This window comes from Sporosarcina psychrophila (genome assembly GCF_001590685.1).
Classification (GTDB): Bacteria; Bacillota; Bacilli; order Bacillales_A; family Planococcaceae; genus Sporosarcina; species Sporosarcina psychrophila.
This window is the reverse complement of record NZ_CP014616.1, coordinates 1,277,245-1,300,155: the sequence shown is the minus strand read 5'-3', so window position 1 is coordinate 1,300,155 and position 22,911 is coordinate 1,277,245. Positions and strand designations below refer to the sequence as shown.

At 39.7% G+C, this 22,911-nt stretch carries 19 protein-coding genes; 8 read left to right on the top strand and 11 right to left on the bottom strand.

Annotated elements, in window-relative coordinates; translation table 11 throughout:
• Nucleotides 1–11: 11 nt before the first annotated feature.
• From AZE41_RS06250 to AZE41_RS06240, 3 genes are all read right to left on the bottom strand, one after another.
• A complete protein-coding gene (locus tag AZE41_RS06250) occupies nucleotides 12–713 on the bottom strand; it encodes an amino acid ABC transporter permease (RefSeq protein ID WP_338653165.1) in 702 nt (233 codons plus the stop codon).
• A gap of 85 nt (nucleotides 714–798) precedes the next feature.
• Nucleotides 799–1,593: a basic amino acid ABC transporter substrate-binding protein gene (locus tag AZE41_RS06245; protein WP_067206901.1), complete on the bottom strand. Its 795-nt coding sequence runs from the start codon at nucleotides 1,591–1,593 to the stop codon at nucleotides 799–801.
• A 242-nt stretch (nucleotides 1,594–1,835) separates the two neighbouring features.
• Complete coding sequence (locus tag AZE41_RS06240) at nucleotides 1,836–2,453, bottom strand: cyclase family protein (protein ID WP_067206899.1); 618 nt, start codon at nucleotides 2,451–2,453, stop codon at nucleotides 1,836–1,838.
• Nucleotides 2,454–2,776: 323 nt separating this feature from the next.
• Between AZE41_RS06240 and zwf the strand changes: the two genes are divergently transcribed.
• Together zwf and gndA are read left to right on the top strand one after the other, a co-directional pair.
• A complete protein-coding gene (gene zwf / locus AZE41_RS06235; protein WP_067213868.1) occupies nucleotides 2,777–4,219 on the top strand; it encodes a glucose-6-phosphate dehydrogenase in 1,443 nt (480 codons plus the stop codon).
• Nucleotides 4,220–4,448: 229 nt separating this feature from the next.
• A complete protein-coding gene (gndA, locus tag AZE41_RS06230; protein ID WP_067206897.1) occupies nucleotides 4,449–5,897 on the top strand; it encodes an NADP-dependent phosphogluconate dehydrogenase in 1,449 nt (482 codons plus the stop codon).
• Between the two features lie 285 nt (nucleotides 5,898–6,182).
• Here gndA and AZE41_RS06225 read toward each other — a convergent pair whose 3' ends face one another.
• Nucleotides 6,183–6,629, bottom strand: coding sequence for a GNAT family N-acetyltransferase (locus tag AZE41_RS06225; protein ID WP_067206895.1), 447 nt, complete (start codon nucleotides 6,627–6,629; stop codon nucleotides 6,183–6,185).
• A complete protein-coding gene (gene helD, locus AZE41_RS06220; protein ID WP_067206892.1) occupies nucleotides 6,623–8,842 on the bottom strand; it encodes an RNA polymerase recycling motor HelD in 2,220 nt (739 codons plus the stop codon). The genes AZE41_RS06225 and helD overlap by 7 nt, the downstream gene beginning before the upstream one ends.
• A gap of 391 nt (nucleotides 8,843–9,233) precedes the next feature.
• Here helD and AZE41_RS06215 point away from each other — a divergent pair, with 391 nt between their 5' ends.
• Together AZE41_RS06215 and AZE41_RS06210 are read left to right on the top strand one after the other, a co-directional pair.
• On the top strand, nucleotides 9,234–9,425 hold the full coding sequence (locus AZE41_RS06215) for a hypothetical protein (protein WP_067206889.1): 192 nt from the start codon (nucleotides 9,234–9,236) through the stop codon (nucleotides 9,423–9,425).
• Nucleotides 9,426–9,502: 77 nt separating this feature from the next.
• Nucleotides 9,503–9,727, top strand: coding sequence for a DUF5342 family protein (locus AZE41_RS06210; RefSeq protein ID WP_067206887.1), 225 nt, complete (start codon nucleotides 9,503–9,505; stop codon nucleotides 9,725–9,727).
• A 60-nt stretch (nucleotides 9,728–9,787) separates the two neighbouring features.
• Here AZE41_RS06210 and AZE41_RS06205 read toward each other — a convergent pair whose 3' ends face one another.
• From AZE41_RS06205 to AZE41_RS06195, 3 genes are all read right to left on the bottom strand, one after another.
• Complete coding sequence (locus AZE41_RS06205; RefSeq protein WP_067206885.1) at nucleotides 9,788–11,476, bottom strand: methyl-accepting chemotaxis protein; 1,689 nt, start codon at nucleotides 11,474–11,476, stop codon at nucleotides 9,788–9,790.
• Nucleotides 11,477–11,656: 180 nt separating this feature from the next.
• Nucleotides 11,657–12,340, bottom strand: coding sequence for a GNAT family protein (locus AZE41_RS06200; RefSeq protein WP_067206882.1), 684 nt, complete (start codon nucleotides 12,338–12,340; stop codon nucleotides 11,657–11,659).
• Nucleotides 12,337–13,449 (bottom strand): mandelate racemase/muconate lactonizing enzyme family protein, encoded by a 1,113-nt coding sequence (locus AZE41_RS06195; protein WP_067206881.1) that lies wholly within the window; start codon nucleotides 13,447–13,449, stop codon nucleotides 12,337–12,339. The genes AZE41_RS06200 and AZE41_RS06195 overlap by 4 nt, the downstream gene beginning before the upstream one ends.
• Before the next feature lie 83 nt (nucleotides 13,450–13,532).
• On the opposite strand from AZE41_RS06195, the gene AZE41_RS06190 reads away from it, so the two are divergent.
• Nucleotides 13,533–14,783, top strand: a complete 1,251-nt coding sequence (locus tag AZE41_RS06190; RefSeq protein WP_067206878.1) for an HTH domain-containing protein — start codon at nucleotides 13,533–13,535, stop codon at nucleotides 14,781–14,783.
• Between the two features lie 78 nt (nucleotides 14,784–14,861).
• Here AZE41_RS06190 and nhaC read toward each other — a convergent pair whose 3' ends face one another.
• On the bottom strand, nucleotides 14,862–16,316 hold the full coding sequence (nhaC, locus tag AZE41_RS06185) for a Na+/H+ antiporter NhaC (protein ID WP_067206876.1): 1,455 nt from the start codon (nucleotides 16,314–16,316) through the stop codon (nucleotides 14,862–14,864).
• A 652-nt stretch (nucleotides 16,317–16,968) separates the two neighbouring features.
• On the opposite strand from nhaC, the gene AZE41_RS06180 reads away from it, so the two are divergent.
• The 3 genes from AZE41_RS06180 to AZE41_RS06170 all read left to right on the top strand — a co-directional run bounded on the left by AZE41_RS06180 (nucleotide 16,969) and on the right by AZE41_RS06170 (nucleotide 20,729).
• Entirely contained in the window at nucleotides 16,969–18,297 is a 1,329-nt protein-coding gene (locus AZE41_RS06180; RefSeq protein WP_067206874.1) for a TrkH family potassium uptake protein, read from the top strand.
• Nucleotides 18,298–18,461: 164 nt separating this feature from the next.
• Complete coding sequence (locus tag AZE41_RS06175) at nucleotides 18,462–19,172, top strand: polysaccharide deacetylase family protein (protein ID WP_067213867.1); 711 nt, start codon at nucleotides 18,462–18,464, stop codon at nucleotides 19,170–19,172.
• A gap of 840 nt (nucleotides 19,173–20,012) precedes the next feature.
• On the top strand, nucleotides 20,013–20,729 hold the full coding sequence (locus AZE41_RS06170) for a 3-ketoacyl-ACP reductase (protein ID WP_067206872.1): 717 nt from the start codon (nucleotides 20,013–20,015) through the stop codon (nucleotides 20,727–20,729).
• A gap of 68 nt (nucleotides 20,730–20,797) precedes the next feature.
• Here AZE41_RS06170 and AZE41_RS06165 read toward each other — a convergent pair whose 3' ends face one another.
• The gene (locus AZE41_RS06165) at nucleotides 20,798–22,096 is read right to left on the bottom strand and encodes a hemolysin family protein (RefSeq protein WP_067206869.1); all 1,299 of its coding nucleotides are present in this window, start codon (nucleotides 22,094–22,096) and stop codon (nucleotides 20,798–20,800) included.
• Nucleotides 22,097–22,165: 69 nt separating this feature from the next.
• Nucleotides 22,166–22,522 carry a MerR family transcriptional regulator gene (locus AZE41_RS06160; protein ID WP_067206867.1) on the bottom strand — a complete coding sequence of 119 codons (357 nt, stop codon included), beginning with the start codon at nucleotides 22,520–22,522 and terminating at the stop codon, nucleotides 22,166–22,168.
• Between the last annotated feature and the right edge of the window lie 389 nt (nucleotides 22,523–22,911).

Sequence of the window (22,911 nt, the reverse complement as noted above, 5' to 3'; positions counted from 1 at the left end):
ACCTTCCTACCTTAACGCCGAGTTGAGAACATTTTCTTTCTTTGCATTGGAACATAGCTATTACTGAAGCGTTTTTCTACATACGAAATAATTTTACCGAAAACGAAAGTTAGACACAAATAAAGTATTGCAACCGTAAGATAGGGCTCCCAAAACCTTGAATAAGCTCCGGCAACTACTTTCCCCGCGTACAATAAATCATTAGCTGCGATAATCGTAACTAATGATGAATCTTTTAGAAGGGCAATCAATTCATTCCCAAGTGGTGGAACCATCCGTCTAAAAGCCTGCGGTAGAATAATATTTTTCATCGCTACATTTTGCGTCATTCCAAGAGACCTTGCCGCTTCCATTTGCCCTTTTTCAATCGACTGAATACCCGCACGTATAATTTCCGCATTGTATGCAGCGCTATTTAAAACAAGCGCAAGTGCACCTGATACAAAATAACCCAATGAGTGACCGAAAATCCCTGGAATAAGTGCTAGATGTATTAATAAAATTTGTACTAATAATGGCGTCCCACGGAAAAAGTCGACATAGTATTTGGATGGATAATAGATCCACTTTTTCTTGGATAATTTCCCCATACCCACGAATAAGCCTAATACAAAGCCTCCCAAATAGCCAACTACGGTGAGTGCTAAAGTAATTCCAATTCCACGAATGAATAATTCGCGATAATTCCATATCATTTCCCATCTAATATCCATTAAATCCAGAAAATCTAGGAAAACCAATTCAATCACTCCCATTAAATGACTTGGTGTATGCATATCGTCTTTAAACTACAAACGATTAGTCAACATCAAACCCTGTGATTTCCTTCAATTTCCCGTTGTCCTTGATAATTTTAATCCCTTCATTCAGCATGTCAATAATTTCTGTATTGCCTTTTTTGACCATTAATCCATAAAACTCTTTTTCAAAACTATCATCTTCTACTGTTTTAAGTTTCACCTTCGGGTTGTTCGCTTTGTAATCAATGATAACTGCATTATCCCCTACAGCTGCATCTGCATTGCCATTAATCATTTCACTAATTGCTAGTGGCATAGATTCTGTTGCTACGATTTTGGAACTTGTATTCCCTAGAAGTTCCCTAGTTACGATATGACCCGTTGTATTGATTTGAACAGAAACCCTTTTATCTTTCAAATCTTCAAACTTGGCAACAGTTGAATCTTCCGGTACAAGAATCAATTGGTTCGCGGCAAAATATGGATCTGAAAAATCGAATGATTCTTTGCGTTCATCTGTGATCGTAATCGATGACACAGCAAAATCCACTTCTCCACCATCTACTGCCGGGAATAAAGGCTCCCAACCGTAGTTTTTGAATTCAACTTCAAATCCTGCAGCTTCTGCAATCGCTTTCACAATATCAATATCTATCCCAACAATATTGCCTTTCTCATCCATTAACTCCATTGGTGCATACGTTGCATCCGTCCCAACTTTTAATACTCTTTTTCCGCTGTCTCCATCTTTCGATGAACCAGAATCCTTCGTGCCTGTTCCACAAGCAAACAATAGAATGCTTACACTCGCTAACAGTAACCCCAATGATATAAAGCGCAATCCTTTTTTCATCGTCATTCCCCCTTATGTTTTTGAGTTCCTGCAACATGTATCACTATAGTTATCCGAAAGTTCTGGATAGTGACTTTATTATATACGAGTCATCAGTCCTATACAATAGAAAAATAGACGTTACCTAAGCACAACCGACTAGGGTATAATCCACAGACCAATAATTTTATAGTTTCCTATAGGAACAACAAAATCCCACCGGTAATAGTTATCCGGTGGGATTTGCTTCTCAATTAATAAAATTATTGTAGTCCCTCAAATAATAACACTCTTGCAGGTGATGCATCTGTACCCGTCAATTTTAAAGGTGCAGCAACCATGAAATAGTCCCCTTGTTCAACTTCTTTTAAACGAAGTCCTTCAATAATAATAATCTCGTTTGCAAATAATGTTTTATGAGTTGGATGTCCTTCTTGGCTTCTTTCAATTCCAAGCGTATCTATTCCCACTCCTCGAATACCAATCTCAGAAAGATATTCTGCTCCATCTTGTGCAAGATAAATAAAATCAAAATTAAATGTATCCTCAAAAGAATTCTTCGTTTTAAATAGAACGAAATCACTCTTTTGGATCTCAAATTTTTCTAAATCCGCTTTAGAAATCCCATCTTCTACATTTGTTAGATCGAGTACTTTACACTGTCCCACAAGACTTTCCATTGGAATTGATTCGAATGTATCTCCATCTACAACCATGTGTAGCGGCGCATCGATGTGTGTTCCTGTATGCACATCAATCTCCAACCGAGTTTCGGTTACATAGCCATTTGTTACCCGATTAAGTTTTGGTTGTTTTTCAGGTTTATCTTTGTAAACAGTCATACCTTCATAAATAGTGCCTGTTACATCATGCATTTTCATTTTAGCAACACTTCCTTTTTTTTAGTGTCTGACTATATAGCTATCCTCGCATGAAATTTAGCATGCCGTCTAGCAAAACTACTTTCGTTACCTCATCAGTATACCAAAATTGACACTAAGTTCATGCATGTCCTCTATATATGATTTTATTTATAGTCTTAGAACCACGCATCGTTTAATGATATACTTGAAGCAGTTTCAAGTATAATTCGTGTCTACACTACAATTGGAGGAAAGCGAAAATGGATAACGTAACAGCCTCAGTTGGACCTGATGAAAAAAATCAATTAATTGATTTCCAAGAAGAATGGACAACCCAAGACATGACCTTTGTTTTATTTGGAGCAACGGGAGACTTAGCAAAACGTAAATTATTTCCTGCTTTATATAATTTGTTTCTCGACGACAAATTGCCAGATTCAATCTCCATAATTGGTTTAGGCAGAAACTATTTTTCCGATGACATTTTCCAATCAAAAGTCGAAAGTGCACTTCGTGAATATTCTAGAAGAGCTGTCCAAACTACCGGATTGAATGAATTTTTAGCCAAATTTCGATACTGTAAATTTGATGCAACAGACAATGATTCGTATCAAAACCTACATGAACTTATTTACGACAGAGAAATAGAATTAAACATTCCCGGAAATCGACTTTTCTATTTGTCGGTTGCTCCTCAACTGGTTGATATCATTACATCTGGTCTTAATCAAAGCGGTATCAGTCAAACATCAGGCTGGAAGCGGCTCATAGTTGAGAAACCCTTCGGAAGCGATTTAAAGACGGCACGACAATTAAACGAGAGTTTGAACAACGCTTTCAATGATGAAGAAATTTACAGAATCGACCACTATCTTGGAAAACCTATGGTCCAAAATCTCGAATCCTTTGAATTCGCCAATCCGATATTTGGTTCATTATTAGATCATAAACGAATTGCTAATATACAAATCACAGCATGTGAAACGGTCGGGGTAGAAACACGAGCTGATTATTACGATCAAGCAGGTGCAATTCGGGATATGGTTCAGAATCATCTTCTTCAGTTAGTAATGATGACGGCCCTTCACCTACCCGAAAAAATGACTGCTGAAGAAATTCGAAAGCAAAAAGTAACGATCATGGAATCCCTTCGACCTATCAATAAAGATAAGATGGAACAAGATGTTGTACGTGGCCAATACGAAGCCGGTGAGATTTTTGACACCCCGGTTGTTGGTTATAAAGAAGAGCCTGGGGTTAATGCTTCTTCAATGAATGATACTTATTTCGCAGCTCGCCTCTATATTGACAATCCATCTTGGAGCGGAATCCCCTTTTATATACGAACAGGGAAACGGATAGGTACAAAATCCACCAAGATTGTCATTGAGTTTACGAACAATGTAAAACAAATAGATGCCCTTCCAGCCGATGGGATCACTCCAAACTTATTGATATTCGAAATTAGTCCGAATGAAGGTATTTCTTTAGTGATAAATATGAAAAACCCTTCAAGTAACCAATTTGAGCCAGCTTCCATTAATTTCTCCACCAATTCAGAGGATCAGCCAGAAGCATATGAACTACTTCTATTTGATGCGATACGCGGTAATGCAACATTCTTCGCTAATTGGAAAGAAGTTGAATTATCATGGCAGTGGATTCAACCACTCCTAGAAGCGTTTCAAGAGAATACACTACCTTTACATTCATACCCTGCCGGTTCAAATGGGCCAGAAGCAGCTAATCAACTATTGCAGGCCGATCAATTTAATTGGTGGTAAAGAGCCGCCTGTTCAGGAGCACAGCCAAAGTACGCCGCGTCCTGCGACAATTAGGAGGGATGAAGTTCAATCCCTCCCCGCTGCGTGACCCATATCCTGGAGGCCTCCAAGTCTCTAGGTGATGGAGTCTAGACGTGAAATCTTCATATTGCAGATTACCTACAGTACGAAGTTTTATTATTTCCGAAGCAAAACGTGATAAATTACATAAAAAGAATGGGGTAGGATTATGACTAAGAAACAAATGGGCGTTATTGGTTTGGGCGTAATGGGGATGAACCTTGCGCTAAACATCGAAAGTAAAGGCTATTCGGTAGCTGTCTATGATTATTGGACAGATCGAACAGATGAATTTTCCAACAAAGAAGCGAAAGATAAAGCTATTCATGGTAGCTACAGCATTGAAGATCTAGTCGCTTCGCTAGAAGTCCCACGTAAGATCTTATTAATGGTTAAAGCCGGGGAAACGACAGATACAGTGATCCAGTCCCTTGTCCCTCATCTTCAACAAGGGGATATTCTTATCGATGGAGGAAATACATTCTTTAAAGATACGAATAGACGTGCAGCAACCTTAAAAGAATCAGGCATACATTTCATTGGTGCAGGTGTTTCTGGTGGAGAAGAAGGAGCTCGTAACGGCCCATCGATTATGCCTGGAGGCTCAAAAGAAGCTTACGAACAAGTGAAGCCCATTCTTGATGCTATTTCGGCAAAAGTTGACGGCATTCCCTGCAGTGCATATATGGGCCTTGATGGAGCAGGACATTATGTGAAAATGGTTCATAATGGCATTGAATATGGCGATATGCAACTGATTTCCGAAGCCTATTTCATCATGAAACATGCACTTGGTCTTGATGCGCAGGAGTTGCATGAAATATTTTCAGAATGGAACAAGGGAGAACTCGACAGCTATCTCATTGAAATCACAGCAGATATTTTCACAAAGATGGATGAAGAAACTGGGAAACCGCTCATTGATCAAATTCTAGATGTAGCCGGACAAAAAGGCACAGGAAAATGGACTAGCCAAAATGCGTTAGACTTAGGCGTATCCCTTCCAATCGTCACAGAGTCCGTATTTGCACGATTTATTTCTTCTATTAAGGGAGAGCGCGTTGCAGCAAGTAAACTACTAAAAGGCCCTGAACTGAAAAAGTATGTAGGTGATCCAAAAGAGTTGATTGAAGCGATTCGTAAAGCTTTATATATGAGTAAAATTTGTTCATATGCCCAAGGTTTTGCGCAAATGCGTGCAGCATCTGAGGAGTATGATTGGAAAATCCCTTACGGAGAAGTAGCCATGATTTTCCGTGGAGGATGTATCATTCGTGCCCAGTTCTTACAGAATATCAAAGAGGCATTTGATACTAACAGTGACTTGCCAAACCTTTTAGTTGATCCCTATTTCCAAGAAATAGTAGGAGACTATCAGAATTCGCTTCGCGAAGTAGTAGCCGTAGCCATTCAACATGGGATTCCAATTCCTGCTCTCTCAAGTGCATTGGCTTACTATGATAGTTACCGTACGGAGACATTACCGGCCAATCTTATCCAAGCTCAACGCGATTATTTTGGCGCACATACCTATGAACGCCTGGATAAAGAAGGCCATTTCCATACTGAATGGGCAATAACAAAAGCGCAAGCGCCTGGTCAGGGGCGACAGGCATAAGCCGGGCTGGCGAAGCGGCGTTCTTTGCCGCACAGCCGGACCGACAAATTAAGGAACACAGCCAAAGTACGCCGCGTCCTGCGGCAATGTCTGCGTGACCCACATCCTGTGGGCCTCCGAGCCTCTAGGCACTGGTGGCCTAGACGTGAAATAGCCTATTTCGCAGGTTATCCATAGTACGAGATTTTATAGTTTCCTAAGCAGCAAAAAAGTACCAGGAACCGATAATCGGCGCCTGGTACTTTTTATTGGCTTTCGGTCGTTTAAAATTTCGGTGACAGTCATTTAGTTTGCGGACAGTTTTTTCTCCAATATGATTCTATGAATTCCCTCGTCATCCGCGAATGTTTCCACAACATCAAATCCATTTTTAATATTAAGGATAAGCATATTCCGCCAGCTATTTCTCGTCTTTGTTTGAACAATTTTATAACCCGACTCAACTAAAAAGCGATGTTGCTGTTCCAGTAGCCTTGTTGCGATTCCTTTTCCTCTGTAGTCCTCATGAACTGCCCCGTACCAACTATAATACTTATGCGGGTCAAGCTCGTAACCAATTTTATAACCGACCACCGTTGATTGATCAAAAGCTACATTTATTAAGATTTTCTGCTTTAATTTTATTTTCTCCACTAACATTTTGGAATCTTTGAAAATACTTTCATGTAATTCCAAAATCCCATCAATTATTTCATGTTCAGGAATCTCCAAAAACTGTTTAAAGTTCAGCATAACGAACCCTCCTCACCAATAATATGCAGTTCATGCATTGGCCTTGTCATTGCTACGTATAGTAACTTTCGGTCGATTGGGTGATTTCGGAATGGCTCGTCGAAAGCGGCGATAATGACCGCATCAAATTCCAATCCTTTTGCTAAGTGGCTTGGAACAATGAGCAGACAATTGTCATTGATGCCAGATTGATCTCCCACTAGATGGACTGACATTCCAAACTCCTGCAGAGAGGTGAAAATCTCCCTAGCCTCTTTACGCGTTTTACAAATAAGTGCGACAGATTGATGACCGCGTTCGATAATTCCTTCATAAATACGTTGAATGCCGCCCCCCTCTAACTCATGCATCTCATAATACTTCGGTTCTCTTCCATGACGAACGACCGGTTCTACAAGTGGTAGATCTTCATCCATCTGTGCAAGAACTTGATTCGCCAGATTCATTATTTCAATCGTCGTTCGGTAGCTTTTTTGAAGTGTCGTATATGTTGCTCTTGGAAACAGTGCCTTTATCGGTTCCCATGATGTTAATGATCTGTAACTATGAATTCCCTGGGCCAGATCCCCAACCATTGTAAACATATCCGTCTCTAGACCGTCTTGCATTGAAGCAAGCTGGAATTCGCTGTAATCCTGTACTTCATCGATGAAAACAACCCTCATTTTCCATTCATCTGCAATGCCTCTAAGCTTTGCGTGCAAATAATAAAGAGCTGCTAAATCCTCGACTTCCCAAAACTCTTTTTTATGTGCCTCCCAAAAAGCATATCTGTCGCGCTCGGACCACTCGTCTGCAAATTCCTTTTGTAGTTCGCTACTTGTTAGCCAGTCCCGATATAATTTCTTGATATTGAACTTTTTGAATCTGCGCATATAGGCTGACGCAACCGTTTTGCCTTCCTTTTCAATAACAGGAAGTCTTTCATCTCTTTCTTCCAATATTCTTGTTAACTTCAGTTTCCTTCTTTCATCATCCCTTATTCCGTATAACGCCTTATCAAGTGCCGCGTCGTACTTTGTCGTTAGCATATCCATAAGTTGTTTTCGTTTTCGCTTAACGTCACTTTGAACGATAATTTTAATTCTATCCAGTCTTTTCTCAACTGGCATATACGAAAACTCTTTTAGAAATAGCTGTTTCAACCGAGAAGCTTTCATAATCCGATATTTTTCAATAAAGACATCTTCAAATAACTCAGCCATATCCAGTTCCAACTTATGCACATAGCGTTGCATGATTTCTCGGTATTGTAGGCTTCCCTTCACACGTGTTACAAAAAGCAAACTTGCATCTAGCGTGTCAGATTCAGTAAGCTGTTCCAACTTAGCGTCTGGATCCATCAACTTCAGTTTCAATCCTGTAGCACTTAAAACATATTCGCTATATGTCGTCTGACAGATGCGCCCTACACCGAGTTCGGGAAGCACATCCGCAATATAATCCATAAATAATTTACTTGGTGCCAAAATCATCAATTTATCAGCAGGAAAGTTTTCACCCATTGTATAGAGGAAATAAGAAATACGGTGAAGGGCAATCGTTGTTTTCCCACTTCCTGCGGCTCCCTGTACAATAATTGGTTGTTTCAAATTCGCACGGATAATTGCATTTTGTTCAGCTTGAATCGTCGACACAATTTCAGTCAGCCGTGTATCCGCCTTGCCAGCAAGGGCTTCCTGAAGTAGTTCATCATTCGTTGTAAGATCGACATCACGGATATCAAGAAGTTCACCTTCTTCAATTCGATACTGCCGTTTGGAATAGAGATATCCCTCGAACTCTTCATCTCGCACTTTATAGGATAGAGCCCCTAGTCTCCCGTCGTAATAGACATTTGCAACCGGTGAGCGCCAGTCGACGATAATCGGTTCCTGCGTTTCCCGGTGGAATAAAGAAGTCTTGCCAATATAGAGTAACTCATCAGCCTCATTCTCTTTTCGAAAATGAATGCGGGCAAAATAGGGCTTCTGCTGAATTGCCTCCAGCCCCTCTTTTTGCGAACGGGCCATTTCAAAAAATCGAGCGTTTGTCAAAATGTTGATATAGCTTAAACTTGAATCCAAATAATCCAGATCAGCCATCGACTGGCGGATCTGTTCTTGGGAGGATTTTACATCACGTCGCGATACCTCCAACAATTGCTGCATGTACTGTTTGGTGTAGTCAAGGCGCTGTAATTCAAACTCTAAGTCAGGATGTTTCTGAGACATACAGACCCTCCATTTGTTGTATTTTGCGTCACGTGCGGTTGTATGGGAGATGTTGGGGATTATTAAACAGAATTGAAGTTTACCACTTGCTAAAGGCGGAATCAACACCATTTAGTACAATGGAAAAAATATTCTGATTAAAGAAGTGATTCAGCGCGGATAGATACAGATAAGTAAAATTCACTTCCACTGGTTTAGATATTCGTAAAAGTAAATAGCGCTTTCTCATCAAACTCTCATCTGCGTCTCATGTCTCTCTAATTTAGGTGCGTTACTCTAGATAAGTAGGACAGGTTGAAAGCATGTCCACAAAATTGGCAAACGTATTTCATGTACATTAATCAATTCTTAAAAATTATTCTATCAAACATAAAAAATGGAGGCCCCAACTATGTTGACTAAACTTCAAAATCGAATTCATGAATGGATAGCAGTAAACTACCAAGGGAATGAATATTCATGGCTCTCCCAGAATGCAGTCACAAACTGGTTTAGCCCTAATCCATTAAGTAAACATGAAATTCAGCAATTACAACAAGCTAAAATCAAAGCAAATGCTAACATGCATAACTTCATGTACTAGTCCTAGAATTATACTTTCTCAGCAAATTTTTATTATGACTTTTAAAATATCAATCTAAAAAAATGGAGGCTAAAAGTATGGTCAATCAATTTCAAATTAAAAAAGCGTTATTCCAGAACCACATTAATGAACGGTTTTCATTTTCATTAAACTACCAAGGTAATGATTTTCAAGGCATTTATCACGAGGGCGTAATTAACTGGTTCAATCCACACCCACTAAACAAAATTGAGTCACAACAATTAGGGAAAATCGAATCCAGTGTAACTAATAAAATGAACAGGCTTCTTGTCTCCAGCTAAGAAGTGTGGCGAAAAAACAAGCTAATTGCACGTGGCAATCAGCTTGTTTTTTCCTACCTATTAGACTTTAAATTGTCCCATATCATTTTGCAGTTTTTCCGAAAGCTCCGCAAGCACTTGCGCACTTGAAGAAATCTCTTCATTTGCAGCAAGCTGTTGTTCTGTCGCTGCGCTTGTCGACTGAGCTGCAGCAGATGATTCCATGGCAAGCTCCTGCACTTTTGAAGAACCACTAGATACTTCATCCGTCATTGTACGAATCTGTTCGATTGCGGCGGAAACAGCTGTCACTTTTTCACCGACGTCACTAGCCGCCTGTTCAATCCGGTTAAATACACTGCGTGTACGTTCCGTCACAACAAGCCCCTCTTCAACGCGGCGACTTCCATCTTCCGTGCTGGAAACAGCCTGTGCGACGTTGCCAATCATTCTATCAATCATATCACCGATTTCTCCAGCGGATCGTTTCGACTGTTCAGCAAGTTTTCGCACTTCTTCTGCAACAACCGCGAAGCCTTTTCCATGCTCGCCAGCACGGGCTGCTTCAATCGCCGCATTGAGCGCCAGCAAATTGGTCTGCTCAGCAATATCAGTAATGAGTGACGTTACTCTCCGGATTTCTTCCGAATAATTAGCCATGCCATTCATTATCTCAGCCGACTGTCCAATTGCTGAACTAATGACCGTCATTTGGCCGTTAACATCTTCCATAAGGGATGCTCCCTCTTCGACCAATTGGGCAACGTCTTCAGATGACAGAAGCATTGCTTCATTATCTTCCGTAATTCGGTTGATGCTTGTTACCACTTCTCCCATAGCTAAAACCGTCTCATTTACAATCGCAACTTGCGATTCGCTTCCGAATAAGTTTTTCTCCGAAATTTCGGCAACCATTTCAGATGCTGCTAAACTCTCTTCCGAACTCGCAGATAATTCTTCCGCCTGGACGGCAAGCTGAACTGCAGATTCATTTGCATTCGTAATGATAGCGCGAAGGTCTTTGCTCATACTGTTAAATGCCGTCGCCATCTCACCTATCTCATCTTTATTGCGAATTATAACCGGTTCTATTGCTAAGTTACCATCCGCAATTTCTGTTAACGCTGCTGTCATTTTCCCGACTGGACGTGCAATACTACGGCTGATCACAACAGCAATAGCAATACTTAACAGAATCGCTAAGGCAATCAGCCCCACTGTCAAAATACGTGTTTGCTTAATAAGTTTTTCAATTTCTAGATTTATTTCGTCCGTCTTTGCATTTTGATCATTAATTTGGTCATTGATTTCCGTTACAATTATATCCTCAAAGACAGATGCATCAGATGCAATACTGAGCGCCTTTTCTTCACTGGAATTATTAAGTTCACTAATGGCCGACTCTAAAGTTTCTACATAATTTACACGTGAGTCTTTTAGTTCGTTAAATAACACACGTTCGGCGTCTGTCTGTGGCAATTTGTCTAGGATTCCCCAGTACAAATCAAATGTTTCGATTGACTTTTCTTTATTCTTTAAAAACAATTCATTTCCAAACAATAAGTAGCCCCGAAAATCGGTCGAAGTTGCATACTGTGCAGATAATAGTTTTTCAAACAACACCACTTTTGTTACCTGTTCGTCTAGGATAGATCGGTACTCACTATTCACTTTAGTTAGCGACCAAAAACCCATTGCCCCCACTATTATCATAAAGACAAGAACAGATAAGAACCCGCTCCATAATTTTTTACCAACTGAAAATTTCATTTAAGTTTTACCTCCCGCATATTAAATCCATTCATTAGTATAGCTTATATGAAACTAGTAGTATAGTTGTAATAATAAAATATAATGACATAGGTATTAACATCTAATTACAATTTAATCCCATCTAAAAAAACCTTACTTTACATGTATCTTGTAAAGTAAGGTTTTATTCTATCAAGATCACTTTTCAAAACGAACAACCCATTGGTTATCCACTTGTTCAATGCCTGTCCCCTTCCAACCATCATACAGGTACTTTTGTTGTTGTTCTGTATCCGCCATCAAGACAAAGCAACAGTCCAAGGTATCCTGTTCTATTAAAGGGCCTGTTAAATCTTTCATCAAAATATATCTGAGTAAATCACCATATTTCACTTTTAATGCTACAATTTGCATACCATGTGCAAATTTATCTTTTAGACTGGCAATATTAAACGGTGCAACAGTTGTACAAATATAGCGGAATCGCTGTGAATCAACTTGCTTCATTAGAACTTTCCCCAATAACACTTGTAAGCCATTGCCTTGGAAGTCCGGATCGACATTCGAGATTTCGGAATAGAGCACAAGCGGCCATTCACTTCTTGGTAGTCCCGCATCTTTCCCTAGATGCTCTTCATCCAGTTCTGGTTCAAGCATGGCCCGAAATGCAATCAGTTGTTCTTGATAATAGGCACCAATCATGAGTCCTTTGCCGTTTAAAATATAGCTAAACTCCTCTTCTGTCAACGGCTGTAAAAAAGAACCTGTAGATAATGATTCAATCACTTTCCGCTGCAGGATAAGAATTTCGTCGAGCTGATCTGCTTCTAAGCGTTTTATAGTAATTTCACGCCCGTTTTTCAACAAATGCTTTTCCCTCATCCGCTTACCTTCTCTGAGAACACAGTCAGTTCCTGCAACACTTGCTCATCAATGTCGATTCCTAATCCCGGCTTGCCACTCAAACGGATAAATGGAACGTCATAATGTAAATTTCCAACGTCTTTGCTGAACTTAAGCGGTCCTGTTAATTCCACACTTGTAATTATTTTTTTCGAGAATGCAACGTGGAATCCTGCTGCTGATCCGATAGATGACTCCACCATCGAACCAATCTGACACTCAATCCCCGCCATTTCGGCCATATGGGCAAGCTTTGTTGCTGGATAAATCCCGCCACATTTCATCAATTTAATGTTCACTTTATCAGCAGCACGCTTCGCGATGATTTCTCTCATGTCACGCACGCCACGTAAACCTTCATCAATCATCATTGGAGTAGAAGACTTAGATTTCACCTCGACCATACCATCTATATCATCAGCTCGCACGGGCTGCTCCAACCAATCGAGCGAACAGTCCTGCAGCTTTTGAAGACCTTGTAATGTATTGGCGCTATTTACCCAACCTTGGTTAACATCGACACGAATCGCAATATCCTCGCCTACACGCTCACGTACCGCTTGAATGCGTAATACATCGTCCGCTACATTGGTGCCGACTTTCATTTTCATCGAACGGTATCCAGCGGCTACACGTTCTTCTGCTTCATTCGCCATTGCTTCCGGAGCTGCGATGCTTAACACATGCGTAATCGGAAACTCTTCGTGGTATCTTCCTCCAAGAAGATTATAGACAGGGACACCAAGTGCTTTTCCTGCAACATCATAGCATGCTATGTCAATTGCAGCTTTTGCTGTTGGTACTCCGTAAATTTCAGCATCCATCAGTTCATGAATTCGCTCCATATTCATAGGATTTTCACCTATTAACTTCGGTGCCAGGGTATTTTTCAAGATTTCAAAAGTACCTTTCCAACTCTCACCCGTTACATGTTCATCGGCAACACCTTCTCCATAGCCGACTAAACCGGTATCCGTTGTGATTTTGACAATGATGGATGGCATATAATCATAAGTAGCGTAACTAATAATAAAGGGTTCATAAAGTGGTAGGTGAATCGCATAAATTTCAATTTCAGCTATTTTCATAAGTCAAAATCCTCTCTCTTGGCAAACTCTATTTTTTATTGTATCATTGTCGTTAAATAGTCGCTAATCATTGGGGGTTCATCGTGAAGATTAAAATCGCAGTTATCGGGTCAACTGATTTTTGCCAACGTACAGAACAACTTGTCAACAAACGAAAAGATATTGAACTTAACTGGTATCGCTACGCTGAACCCAGTGAGGCACCGAGTTTACTGCAGACACTTAAACCGTGTGATGCCCTTTTGTTTTCAGGTTCCCTGCCTTACTTTTATTCCAAGAAACAACTTGATAACCTACCTATCCCAGCCATTTACCTGCAACAAGATGAAACGGCAGTTGCCATTACATTGCTTCATTTATCTGCACAGAACCAGCAGGATTTGAGTCGCGTATCCATCGACGTACGTGAGCAATCCTATATTGAACACGTACTCAATGATTTAGGTCGAAGTGTGGAGTTGCCTTTTGTTCACTTGCTAAAAGATGATGAAAAAATCACTACCATAACGTCCTATCATCAAACTCTTTCTTTACAAGGTAAAACAGATATGGCGATTACAAGTGTCCATGCTGTTTTCGAACAGCTACAGCAGCAAAACATTCCTGCATGTAAGATGATTGACCCTGAAAGTACGATTCTTCGGAGTATTGAACAGGCAAAACAGCAAGCATTGTTACAAAAAAGTAACTCCGCACAGATCGCCGTCGGAATTGTAAAATCAATTTCTTCGCGACAAAACGTAGAGACATCTATTGCGAAAATGGCGTCCATCATGCAGGCTCGTTGGAGTGTACATGACGGTGATTTCACCCTGTACACTTCAATGGGAAACATCGAATCCGCTATAAAAAACAAGGAATTTCTTTCTACGTTCCAATCACTTGCTACCAAAGCGAAAATGGCATTCGGCTGTGGCGAATCAATCATTGATGCAACTGAAAACGCGAATTTCGCACTCAATCTTATACAACTAAGTGATGGTCATTGTTTTTATATGTTAGATACAAACAAAAGATTGCATGGTCCGTTTCCACAATCGGAAGTAACCGTTGAGATGAAAATCACTGAGCCTGCACTTGTGGAGATGGCCGAAAAAACCAAGCTCAGTCCAGCAAATATCTCTAAATTGATGCAATATAGTCTGATGCGTCAAACGAAACAATTTACTGCAAATGATTTGGCATTATATTTAGATGTCTCACGAAGAACCGCAGAACGTACATTAAAAAAACTCGTCGACTATAAGTATGCGACGATCATTGGTGAAGAAATGACATACAGGCAAGGAAGACCTCGCGCTTTATATGAATTTAACTTTCACCCTTATTTTTAAAAAGAATGGAAAGTTCACTTGATAGATGTGAACTTTCCATTCTTTCTCGTCTAGACTCCAGCGCTTGCGCTTTTGTTTTTAAGCCAAATTTACCTCTTCGTTTACTTTTTCTTTTTTTAATTCATCTACTGCAAGTTTTTCCTTTTCTTGTTCAGTCAACTTCACAATCGAAAAGCCTGTTAATGCATAAATAATGGATATCAAAGGAACAACTAAATTCAATATGGCATATGGACCGTATTGTACAACACTTACTCCCAATGTTCCAAAAATGAATACACCGCATGTATTCCATGGGATGAAAACCGAAGTCAGCGTTCCACCGTCTTCAAGTGCACGTGATAAGTTTTTCGAATGCAAGCCCATATTCTGATACGCTTTACTGAACATCCGTGATGGAACGACGATAGAGATATATTGCTCTGAACAAGATGCGTTTGTTAAGAAACAAGCTCCGATTGTCGAGATAATTAACGACGCGGAAGATTTAACAACTTTAAGCAGTTGATTCATTAATGACATAAGCATGCCCGAAAACTCTAGAATCCCGCCAAATGTCATGGCGACAATAGTCATAGATACCGTAAACATCATCGAATCCAATCCGCCACCGTTAAACAAAGCATCTACCATTACATTCCCTGTGGCAATTGTGAATCCGCTTTGCAAAGCCTCAATGCCTGCAATAAGCGTACCGCCCTGTACAAAAATTTGTGATAGGAAACCAAGCACAATTCCTATTACAAGAGCAGGTATAGCAGGTACTTTTACAGCAACAAGTACAACAACGGCCAATGGTACAAGCATCAACCACGGTGAAATGACAAAGCTTTCTTTTAACACTTGTGCTGTTTGCGCAATTTCTTCTACTTCAATATTGTTTGCTGCAAAACGATTTCCTAAAAAGGCATAGACGCCAAGAGCAATTGCTAAGCCAGGAATCGTCGTGTAAAACATATGCTTGATATGATCAAACAAATCCGTCCCTGTTAACCCTGCTGCTAAATTCGTAGTATCTGAAAGCGGTGACATTTTATCCCCAAAGTAGGCTCCTGATATAATTGCTCCTGCAATCATACCTGCTGGAATCCCCATACTTAAACCGATTCCCATTCCCGCTACGCCGATTGTTCCCATTGTCGACCATGAGCTACCAATTGCCAAAGATACAATTGAACAAATAAGACAAATTGTTACGAGAAACCAAGCTGGTGTAATGATTTGCAAACCATAGTAAATCATCGTTGCAACAATTCCGCCGCCCATCCACGCTCCAATTGTCAGCCCTACCAAAATAATGATAACGACAGCCGGAAGAGCCAATCGAATACCTTTATACATCATTTCCTCAATTTCCTTCCAAGTAAATCCAGCTCGCCAAGCTACAATAGCTGCAGTCGATGTTCCAATTATCAATGGAATATGAGGACCTTGTTCTAATTTAACAACCGTAAATATCATGACAACAATCATTACGACTAAAGGAAGTAACGCCATCCAAAAACCGATTTTTCTCTCATTTTGTTGATCCATCTATATTCCCCCAGATTGAAGTATTTTCAAAATTATTAACTGTCGCTTAATAGTCGTTAATAGATATATTAAGGGCTGTTTGGAACAAAGTCAACCGTATTTCCGAATTATTTGTAAGCGGTTTCAAAAGAAGTGAACTATTATTAAAGTTACCCCCATCAAAAATAATCTCGCCCCACCCTTCAAATAAAATAGGTAATGAGATTTTTCATTCTGATTTAAAATGGCTAGGCGGAAGCATTTTAACACTTTAAAAGAGACTTTTTGCATTGTAAGTGTTGAAATAAAGAACTTCATTGAATTAGCTACAGCGCTTGGGGATGCCTCCCCCTTTTAAGGCACCTTCACTCAATTTATATAGGTATTCGAATGTCCAACTTATATAGTTGTTTATTTCCAAAAAAAGTATCGTAAAAAAGCACCTATTCTGATAATATGTAAGCAACTAAACACTATCAAGCTGACACGCATAAATTTCTAACCGCTGTGTCATTCTCATCTTTTTAGCTCAGATAGTAACAGTCGAATGGAAAATACTACTCTCCATCGAGAGACTGCAATCGGAAAGGTTTACTGTAGTTGGTTAATCACTAGATATCTATCGACTAGCCCGCAATAAGAATTCCATATTCTATAGGATGGGAGCATGCATATGCACTCAAAGAAACTATATAGACGACACATCTCTCCTCCAGTGGTAATTGCCGGAAATTTCCTCCTACTAATCCTTATCGGCACGTTACTTTTGAAATTGCCGATTGCAACTGAGCGCCCAATCACTTGGATTGATGCACTATTTACAGTGACGTCTGCAACGACGGTGACTGGGCTAATTGTATTCGATCCAGGCTCTACACTTACATTATTTGGAGAAATCGTTTTGCTGTCTCTTATTCAATTGGGCGGAATTGGCTTAATGGTATTTGCCGTAGCCATACTTTTATTGCTTGGGCGAAAAGTTGGGATGCAGAACAGAATTTATCTACAAGAATCCTTTAGTTTTCAAACGCTCGGAGGAATGGTGAAATTCGTTCGTCAGATTTTACTTTTTGTTCTGATTGTTGAAGGGATTGCTATTATCATCTTATCGCTCCATTGGGTACCTACCTTTGGGTTACGGGATGGGATTTATTACAGTGTTTTCCATGTCATCTCGGCATTTAATAACGCAGGATTTTCATTATTTCCTGATAACCTTGCTCAATTTGTTAGTGACCCGCTCGTTAATCTTGTTCTTTCTTCATTACTCATCATTGGAGGATTGGGGTTTGTAGTCGTGCTCGATCTTGTCAAAAACAAGTCGTTTGTGCATTGGTCACTTCATACAAAGATGATGATTACTGGAACGATTGCATTAAATTGTGTAGCCACAGTGACAATCTTTGTGCTTGAGTTTAATAATACGCATACAATTGCTGACTTTTCATTGGCCGATAAAGCACTGGCATCTTATTTCCAAGCGGTTTCTCCCCGTACTGCCGGCTTTAATACAATCTCGATTGGTGACATGGAAGATCCTTCTTTGTTATTTACAATGCTCCTCATGTTCATCGGAGGAGGTAGTGCTTCAACTGCATCGGGGATTAAATTAACTACATTTATGATTATTGTCATAGCTACCCTCTCCTATTTTAGATCCATACGCGAACCTCATCTTTTTGGGAGGACGATTAAATTCGACATTATCTTTCGATCATTGGCAATTGCAACGGTTAGTACTATGATCGTTTTTGGTTTTATATTTATATTAACGATTATAGAAACCATCCCGGTATTTCCTCTCGCATTCGAAGTCTTTTCAGCATTCGGGACTGTGGGATTATCAATGGGGGTAACCGAAGACTTTAGTGCTATTGGAAGAGTGTTATTATGTGTGGTGATGTTTTTAGGTCGAATTGGTCCACTGACATTATTCTTTTTACTGCTGAAACCGAAAAAAGAGTCTTTCCGTTATCCTTATGATCAAGTCCAATCTGGATAAAAAATAAATGACTCGAAGTACAAAAAAATAGCCGTATAATCCTTCCTCTTTGACAAATACTATTTGCGAGGACACAAACAACAATGAATCCTCTGCCAAAATAGCAAGGCAAGGAGGAATAATGCGTGAAGTATTGGGGATTAAAAATAGGAATTGTTAGTGTTATGTTTTTTTCAATTGCTTATGTTTCTTTTGCAACAGAGAAAGATAGGCCTTATTACGAGGATAAAGGGTATGTGCTGTGGGATATCAAAACAACAGAGAAAGTCATTGCTCTTACATTTGACGATGGTCCACACCCTACTTATACATCACAAATCTTAAATGTACTTGCTAAATACGATGCGAAGGCAACTTTTTTCGTTATTGGAGAGCACGCTAAAAAATTTCCAGCTATTATCCTTAGAGAAGAAGATGAAGGCCATGAAATAGCTAATCATACGTATACCCACCCCTATTCAAAAACTGCAGAAGTACTAGAAAATGAATTAATAAAAACGAATGAGGTCATTTATGACATTACCGGTACTTATCCAACGTTATATCGGCCCGTAGGTGGAAGTTATAATGATCGTATTATTAATATTGCTGTAGAGAATGGGTTTAAGGTGGTTATGTGGTCATGGCATCAAGATACAAAGGATTGGCAAAGACCAGGGGTAAATAAAATTGTAACAACCGTATTATCAGGTGCTAAACCAGGTGATGTCGTTTTATTTCACGATGCGGGCGGTGATCGCTCCCAAACCGTGCAAGCACTCGAAGAAATTCTACCTGCACTTAAGAAGCAGGGATATGAATTTGTCACGATATCTGAACTTTGGAATAGAAATGGTAGTCAAGTATCAAATCAAAAAGATGATTTATTGAAATGAAGAGCCATAGATCTATCTAATGAGCCCATAATGATGAGTTCAAATTTCCCATTGGAAGTATAAAAGAGCTATTTATGCTGAATTAAAGAATCCCACTGAATTTACTTTGGCGCTCAATAATGCAAGAGCTGTTATTCGGGTTGTGGGTTGTAGATCGCTTGGCGCTTTGGGGATGCCTCCCGCCATAAGCCAGATGAGGTATTCTTTAACCTATCTGGAATAACCTCTTGGCATTAACTGTATAATTTCTGCAAAGAACGCAGAAATTATACAAACCGAACTCTTCGTTGTTCGGTTGGCTACCCCCGTTAAGGCGCCTTCGCTCAGTATATATACCGGATTCAACATATATAATTATAGTCAAGAAATCCACAATCTAGGTTACGGATTTTATCACAGCTTATGAAATGCGCTATCTCAAATAGACCATCCAGCGAAGGCGCGACTTCGTGGTAGCCGGAGCGATAAGACTGAAAGCGGTCTTCTTTCTGGCTTACCGCGGGAGGCATCCACAAAGCGTCGAAGCGGTATTGGCAGGAATTCTAATTGTGCTAAGTATCGGGACTTTTTCAGTGGCCGCCCAAAAGCCCTTGTAAAACGCATACGCCGTATTCATTTGTTCAACATATATATATATTCAATCATTATTGTTATGAAAGCAGTATAAGCTTGGATAAAACCGATTGTAGGTAACTATTTACGGTTGGCATCTGCTTGTGATGCCACTTTTTTCACACCTCAGTTCCTCAAAAACGTTTCTTATAATCGCCGCGGACACTAATTCGCGCTGCATTTGTTATACTGCTCTATGTAGAAACTTTCATAGAGGGAGTGTTATGTATGCAAATCATAAAAGGTAAAAATGCTATAATTACTGGTGCAGGCAGAGGTATCGGCCGCGCGACAGCCATTGCTTTTGCTCAAGAAGGCATCAATGTAGGACTTATCGGAAAAACAGCCGAAAACCTTGAGAAAGTAGCAAAAGAACTTAGCGAATACGGTGTCGAAGTGACGATGGCAACTGCCGATGTGTCGGATAATGAATCAGTCATTGCTGCAGTCGAACATATCAAAACAGAGCTTGGTCCAATCGATATCCTCATTAACAATGCAGGCATCGGTAAATTCGGCAAGTTCCTTGAACTTTCACCAGAAGAATTCAAAAATATAATCGATGTTAACTTGATGGGCGTCTATTACGTCACACGAGCTGTTCTACCTGAAATGATTGAAAGAGAATCAGGCGACATCATTAATATTTCCTCAACTGCCGGTCAAAAAGGAGCACCAGTTACAAGCGCATACAGTGCATCAAAATTCGGTGTTCTCGGACTTACGGAATCGCTTATGCTTGAAGTGAGAAAACATAATATCCGTGTCAGTGCATTAACACCGAGCACAGTCGCTACAGATTTGGCTTTCAGTGAAAACTTGACAGACGGCAACCCGGATAAAGTGATGCAGCCTGAAGATCTTGCTGAAGTAATGGTTGCACAATTGAAACTGCACCCGCGAATCCTAGTTAAATCTGCTGGTTTATGGTCAACTAATCCTTAAGAGAACTTCAACTAAATTTTTTCAAAACAAAAGGACCTTTTTAGGTCCTTTTGTTTTGAATGAATAGTCTATTCGTTTTTCCGGATTTCTATATAGCGTATTTGATGCCCGTCTAGTTCTTTGATTATAAAAAGGAAGCCGTCTTTCTCAATCACTTCGTCTTCTTCAAGTTCGTAATTCTGTGACAAGCACCATCCGCCAATCATATCTACAGTTTCATTTTCCAATGATGTTCCAAGTAAATCATTAATTTCTTCTATCAATACTTTACCGCTGACGATAAAATGGCCTTCTGCAATTCTTGTGATTTCCGCGATCTCATCTGCATCAAATTCATCGTGTATATCCCCGACAATTTCTTCAAGGATGTCTTCGATTGTTACCATTCCAGCCGTACCGCCATATTCATCGATTACAAGCGATAATTGGGACCGTTCGTTTTGCATTCTTTTTAGAACTTCATCTATGGGCAATGTTTCGATTACCACTGGTATCGGATGCAACAAGTCTTTAATGGAGAATGACTCTAAGGCCGAGCGATCTCCGAGAGTAAAGTATAGCAAATCCTTACTGTTGATAAAACCTATGATATTATCTATATCCCCCTCGTAGATGGGATAACGAGTATATCTTTCCTCTTGGATTGTATATGCTACTTCATCGAAAGAAACATCCGAGGAGAACGTTACCATTTCAGTCCGTGGCACCATAATCTCTTTTGCAATTCGGTTGTCAAATTCGAACATTTTGTTAACATAGTTCAGTTCGGACTGATTAATTTCTCCACTTTTAAAACTATCCGACAAAATGAGCCGTAACTCTTCCTCAGTATGAGCAACTTCGTGTTCCGATGCTGATTTAAACCCAAATAGACCTATAAGCAAACGAGCTGATCCATTCAACACAAAGATAAAGGGAAACATTAATTTATAGAACCACATTATTGGTTTAGAAAAAAGCAATGTCAATGCTTCTGCTTTTTGGATTGCTATTGTCTTCGGAGCAAGTTCCCCCACTACAACGTGTAGGAAAGTGATGAAGACAAAGGCGATTACAAAGGAAAGTATCTGGGAAACAGATGGATCTACATCGAATTTTTCGAACAGTGGATGTAGCATTGTCTCGACTGTTGGTTCACCGAGCCAACCAAGCCCTAAAGCGGTAATTGTAATTCCTAATTGGCAGGCAGAGAGATACTCGTCCAAATGAGTGGTGACGTGCTTTGCAGATATCGCACCTTTTCGTCCTTCTGCAACTAGTTGATCAATTTTTGTACTTCTAACTTTTACTAATGCAAATTCTGTTGCTACAAAGAAAGCTGTTAAAGCAATCAGTACTGCAACTAATACTAAATTTAATATTTCCACTATGTCAACCTTACATCAAGCAAGGCCTCCACCTCCTGAAATGATTGTCTGCTACTTTCGCGTGTAAAATTAGACAAGTAATTGTAATAAAGCTTGTATTACTGGCAGAGTGTCATGGGTGATGCTCTCCTTAATTGAAGAGTTTTCCCGTTCAGCTCTTTTTAATAAAACCAAAAGTTCCTGAAGATTACTTTTTACTAAGAGTGCTTTCTCCAGCACCTGCTCACTAGTATCAGGAAACGCCAGCTTCTCATTAATTTCTTCAAGTGAGAAACCTTTTCCCTTTAAATGTGAAATCTTATCTAACTGCTCAACATCAGAAAGTTCAAAAAGCCGATAGCCAGTATCGGAACGTGATGGTTTTAAAAGATTCAAGTTTGTATAATAATCGATTGTCCGTTTAGATACTCCTGCAATGTCGGCCAATTCCCCAATTTTTAGTTTATCCTTCCCAATAGGCTCGCCTCCAAACTATCACGTGATACTTTTATTTTACCATTTTTATGAAACAACAAACAAATATTGAACTAACTATTTTCTACACTTTCAAAAAATTGTTCATAGAATTGTACTAAATCGCGCTCCTAATATAATAGTTAAAACATGATTGGCTAAAATCAAGCTATATCACCTGACAATCTAGAAATCGAGCAAGCCATCACTTTAATCGATAAAATAAGGATTTTGTAACTATATAGGTTGAAATAAAGAATCCTACCAACAACACTTGGCGCTAGGGGGTGCCTCCCACAATAAGCCGGACAGAAAATCACTTTAAGTCTTATTGCTTCGGCTCCCCCAGTAGATGCCTTCGC

Coding starts and splice junctions, on each gene's coding strand:
- AZE41_RS06210 (WP_067206887.1), top strand. CDS start 9,503: ATGGTCAATCAATTTCAAATTAAAAAAGCGTTATTCCAGAACCACATT.
- nhaC (WP_067206876.1), bottom strand. CDS start 16,316: ATGGATCAACAAAATGAGAGAAAAATCGGTTTTTGGATGGCGTTACTT.
- AZE41_RS06205 (WP_067206885.1), bottom strand. CDS start 11,476: ATGAAATTTTCAGTTGGTAAAAAATTATGGAGCGGGTTCTTATCTGTT.
- AZE41_RS06180 (WP_067206874.1), top strand. CDS start 16,969: ATGCACTCAAAGAAACTATATAGACGACACATCTCTCCTCCAGTGGTA.
- AZE41_RS06250 (WP_338653165.1), bottom strand. CDS start 713: ATGGATATTAGATGGGAAATGATATGGAATTATCGCGAATTATTCATT.
- AZE41_RS06215 (WP_067206889.1), top strand. CDS start 9,234: ATGTTGACTAAACTTCAAAATCGAATTCATGAATGGATAGCAGTAAAC.
- gndA (WP_067206897.1), top strand. CDS start 4,449: ATGACTAAGAAACAAATGGGCGTTATTGGTTTGGGCGTAATGGGGATG.
- AZE41_RS06170 (WP_067206872.1), top strand. CDS start 20,013: ATGCAAATCATAAAAGGTAAAAATGCTATAATTACTGGTGCAGGCAGA.
- AZE41_RS06195 (WP_067206881.1), bottom strand. CDS start 13,449: ATGAAAATAGCTGAAATTGAAATTTATGCGATTCACCTACCACTTTAT.
- AZE41_RS06200 (WP_067206882.1), bottom strand. CDS start 12,340: ATGAGGGAAAAGCATTTGTTGAAAAACGGGCGTGAAATTACTATAAAA.
- AZE41_RS06245 (WP_067206901.1), bottom strand. CDS start 1,593: ATGAAAAAAGGATTGCGCTTTATATCATTGGGGTTACTGTTAGCGAGT.
- helD (WP_067206892.1), bottom strand. CDS start 8,842: ATGTCTCAGAAACATCCTGACTTAGAGTTTGAATTACAGCGCCTTGAC.
- AZE41_RS06175 (WP_067213867.1), top strand. CDS start 18,462: ATGTTTTTTTCAATTGCTTATGTTTCTTTTGCAACAGAGAAAGATAGG.
- AZE41_RS06225 (WP_067206895.1), bottom strand. CDS start 6,629: ATGCTGAACTTTAAACAGTTTTTGGAGATTCCTGAACATGAAATAATT.
- zwf (WP_067213868.1), top strand. CDS start 2,777: ATGACCTTTGTTTTATTTGGAGCAACGGGAGACTTAGCAAAACGTAAA.
- AZE41_RS06240 (WP_067206899.1), bottom strand. CDS start 2,453: ATGAAAATGCATGATGTAACAGGCACTATTTATGAAGGTATGACTGTT.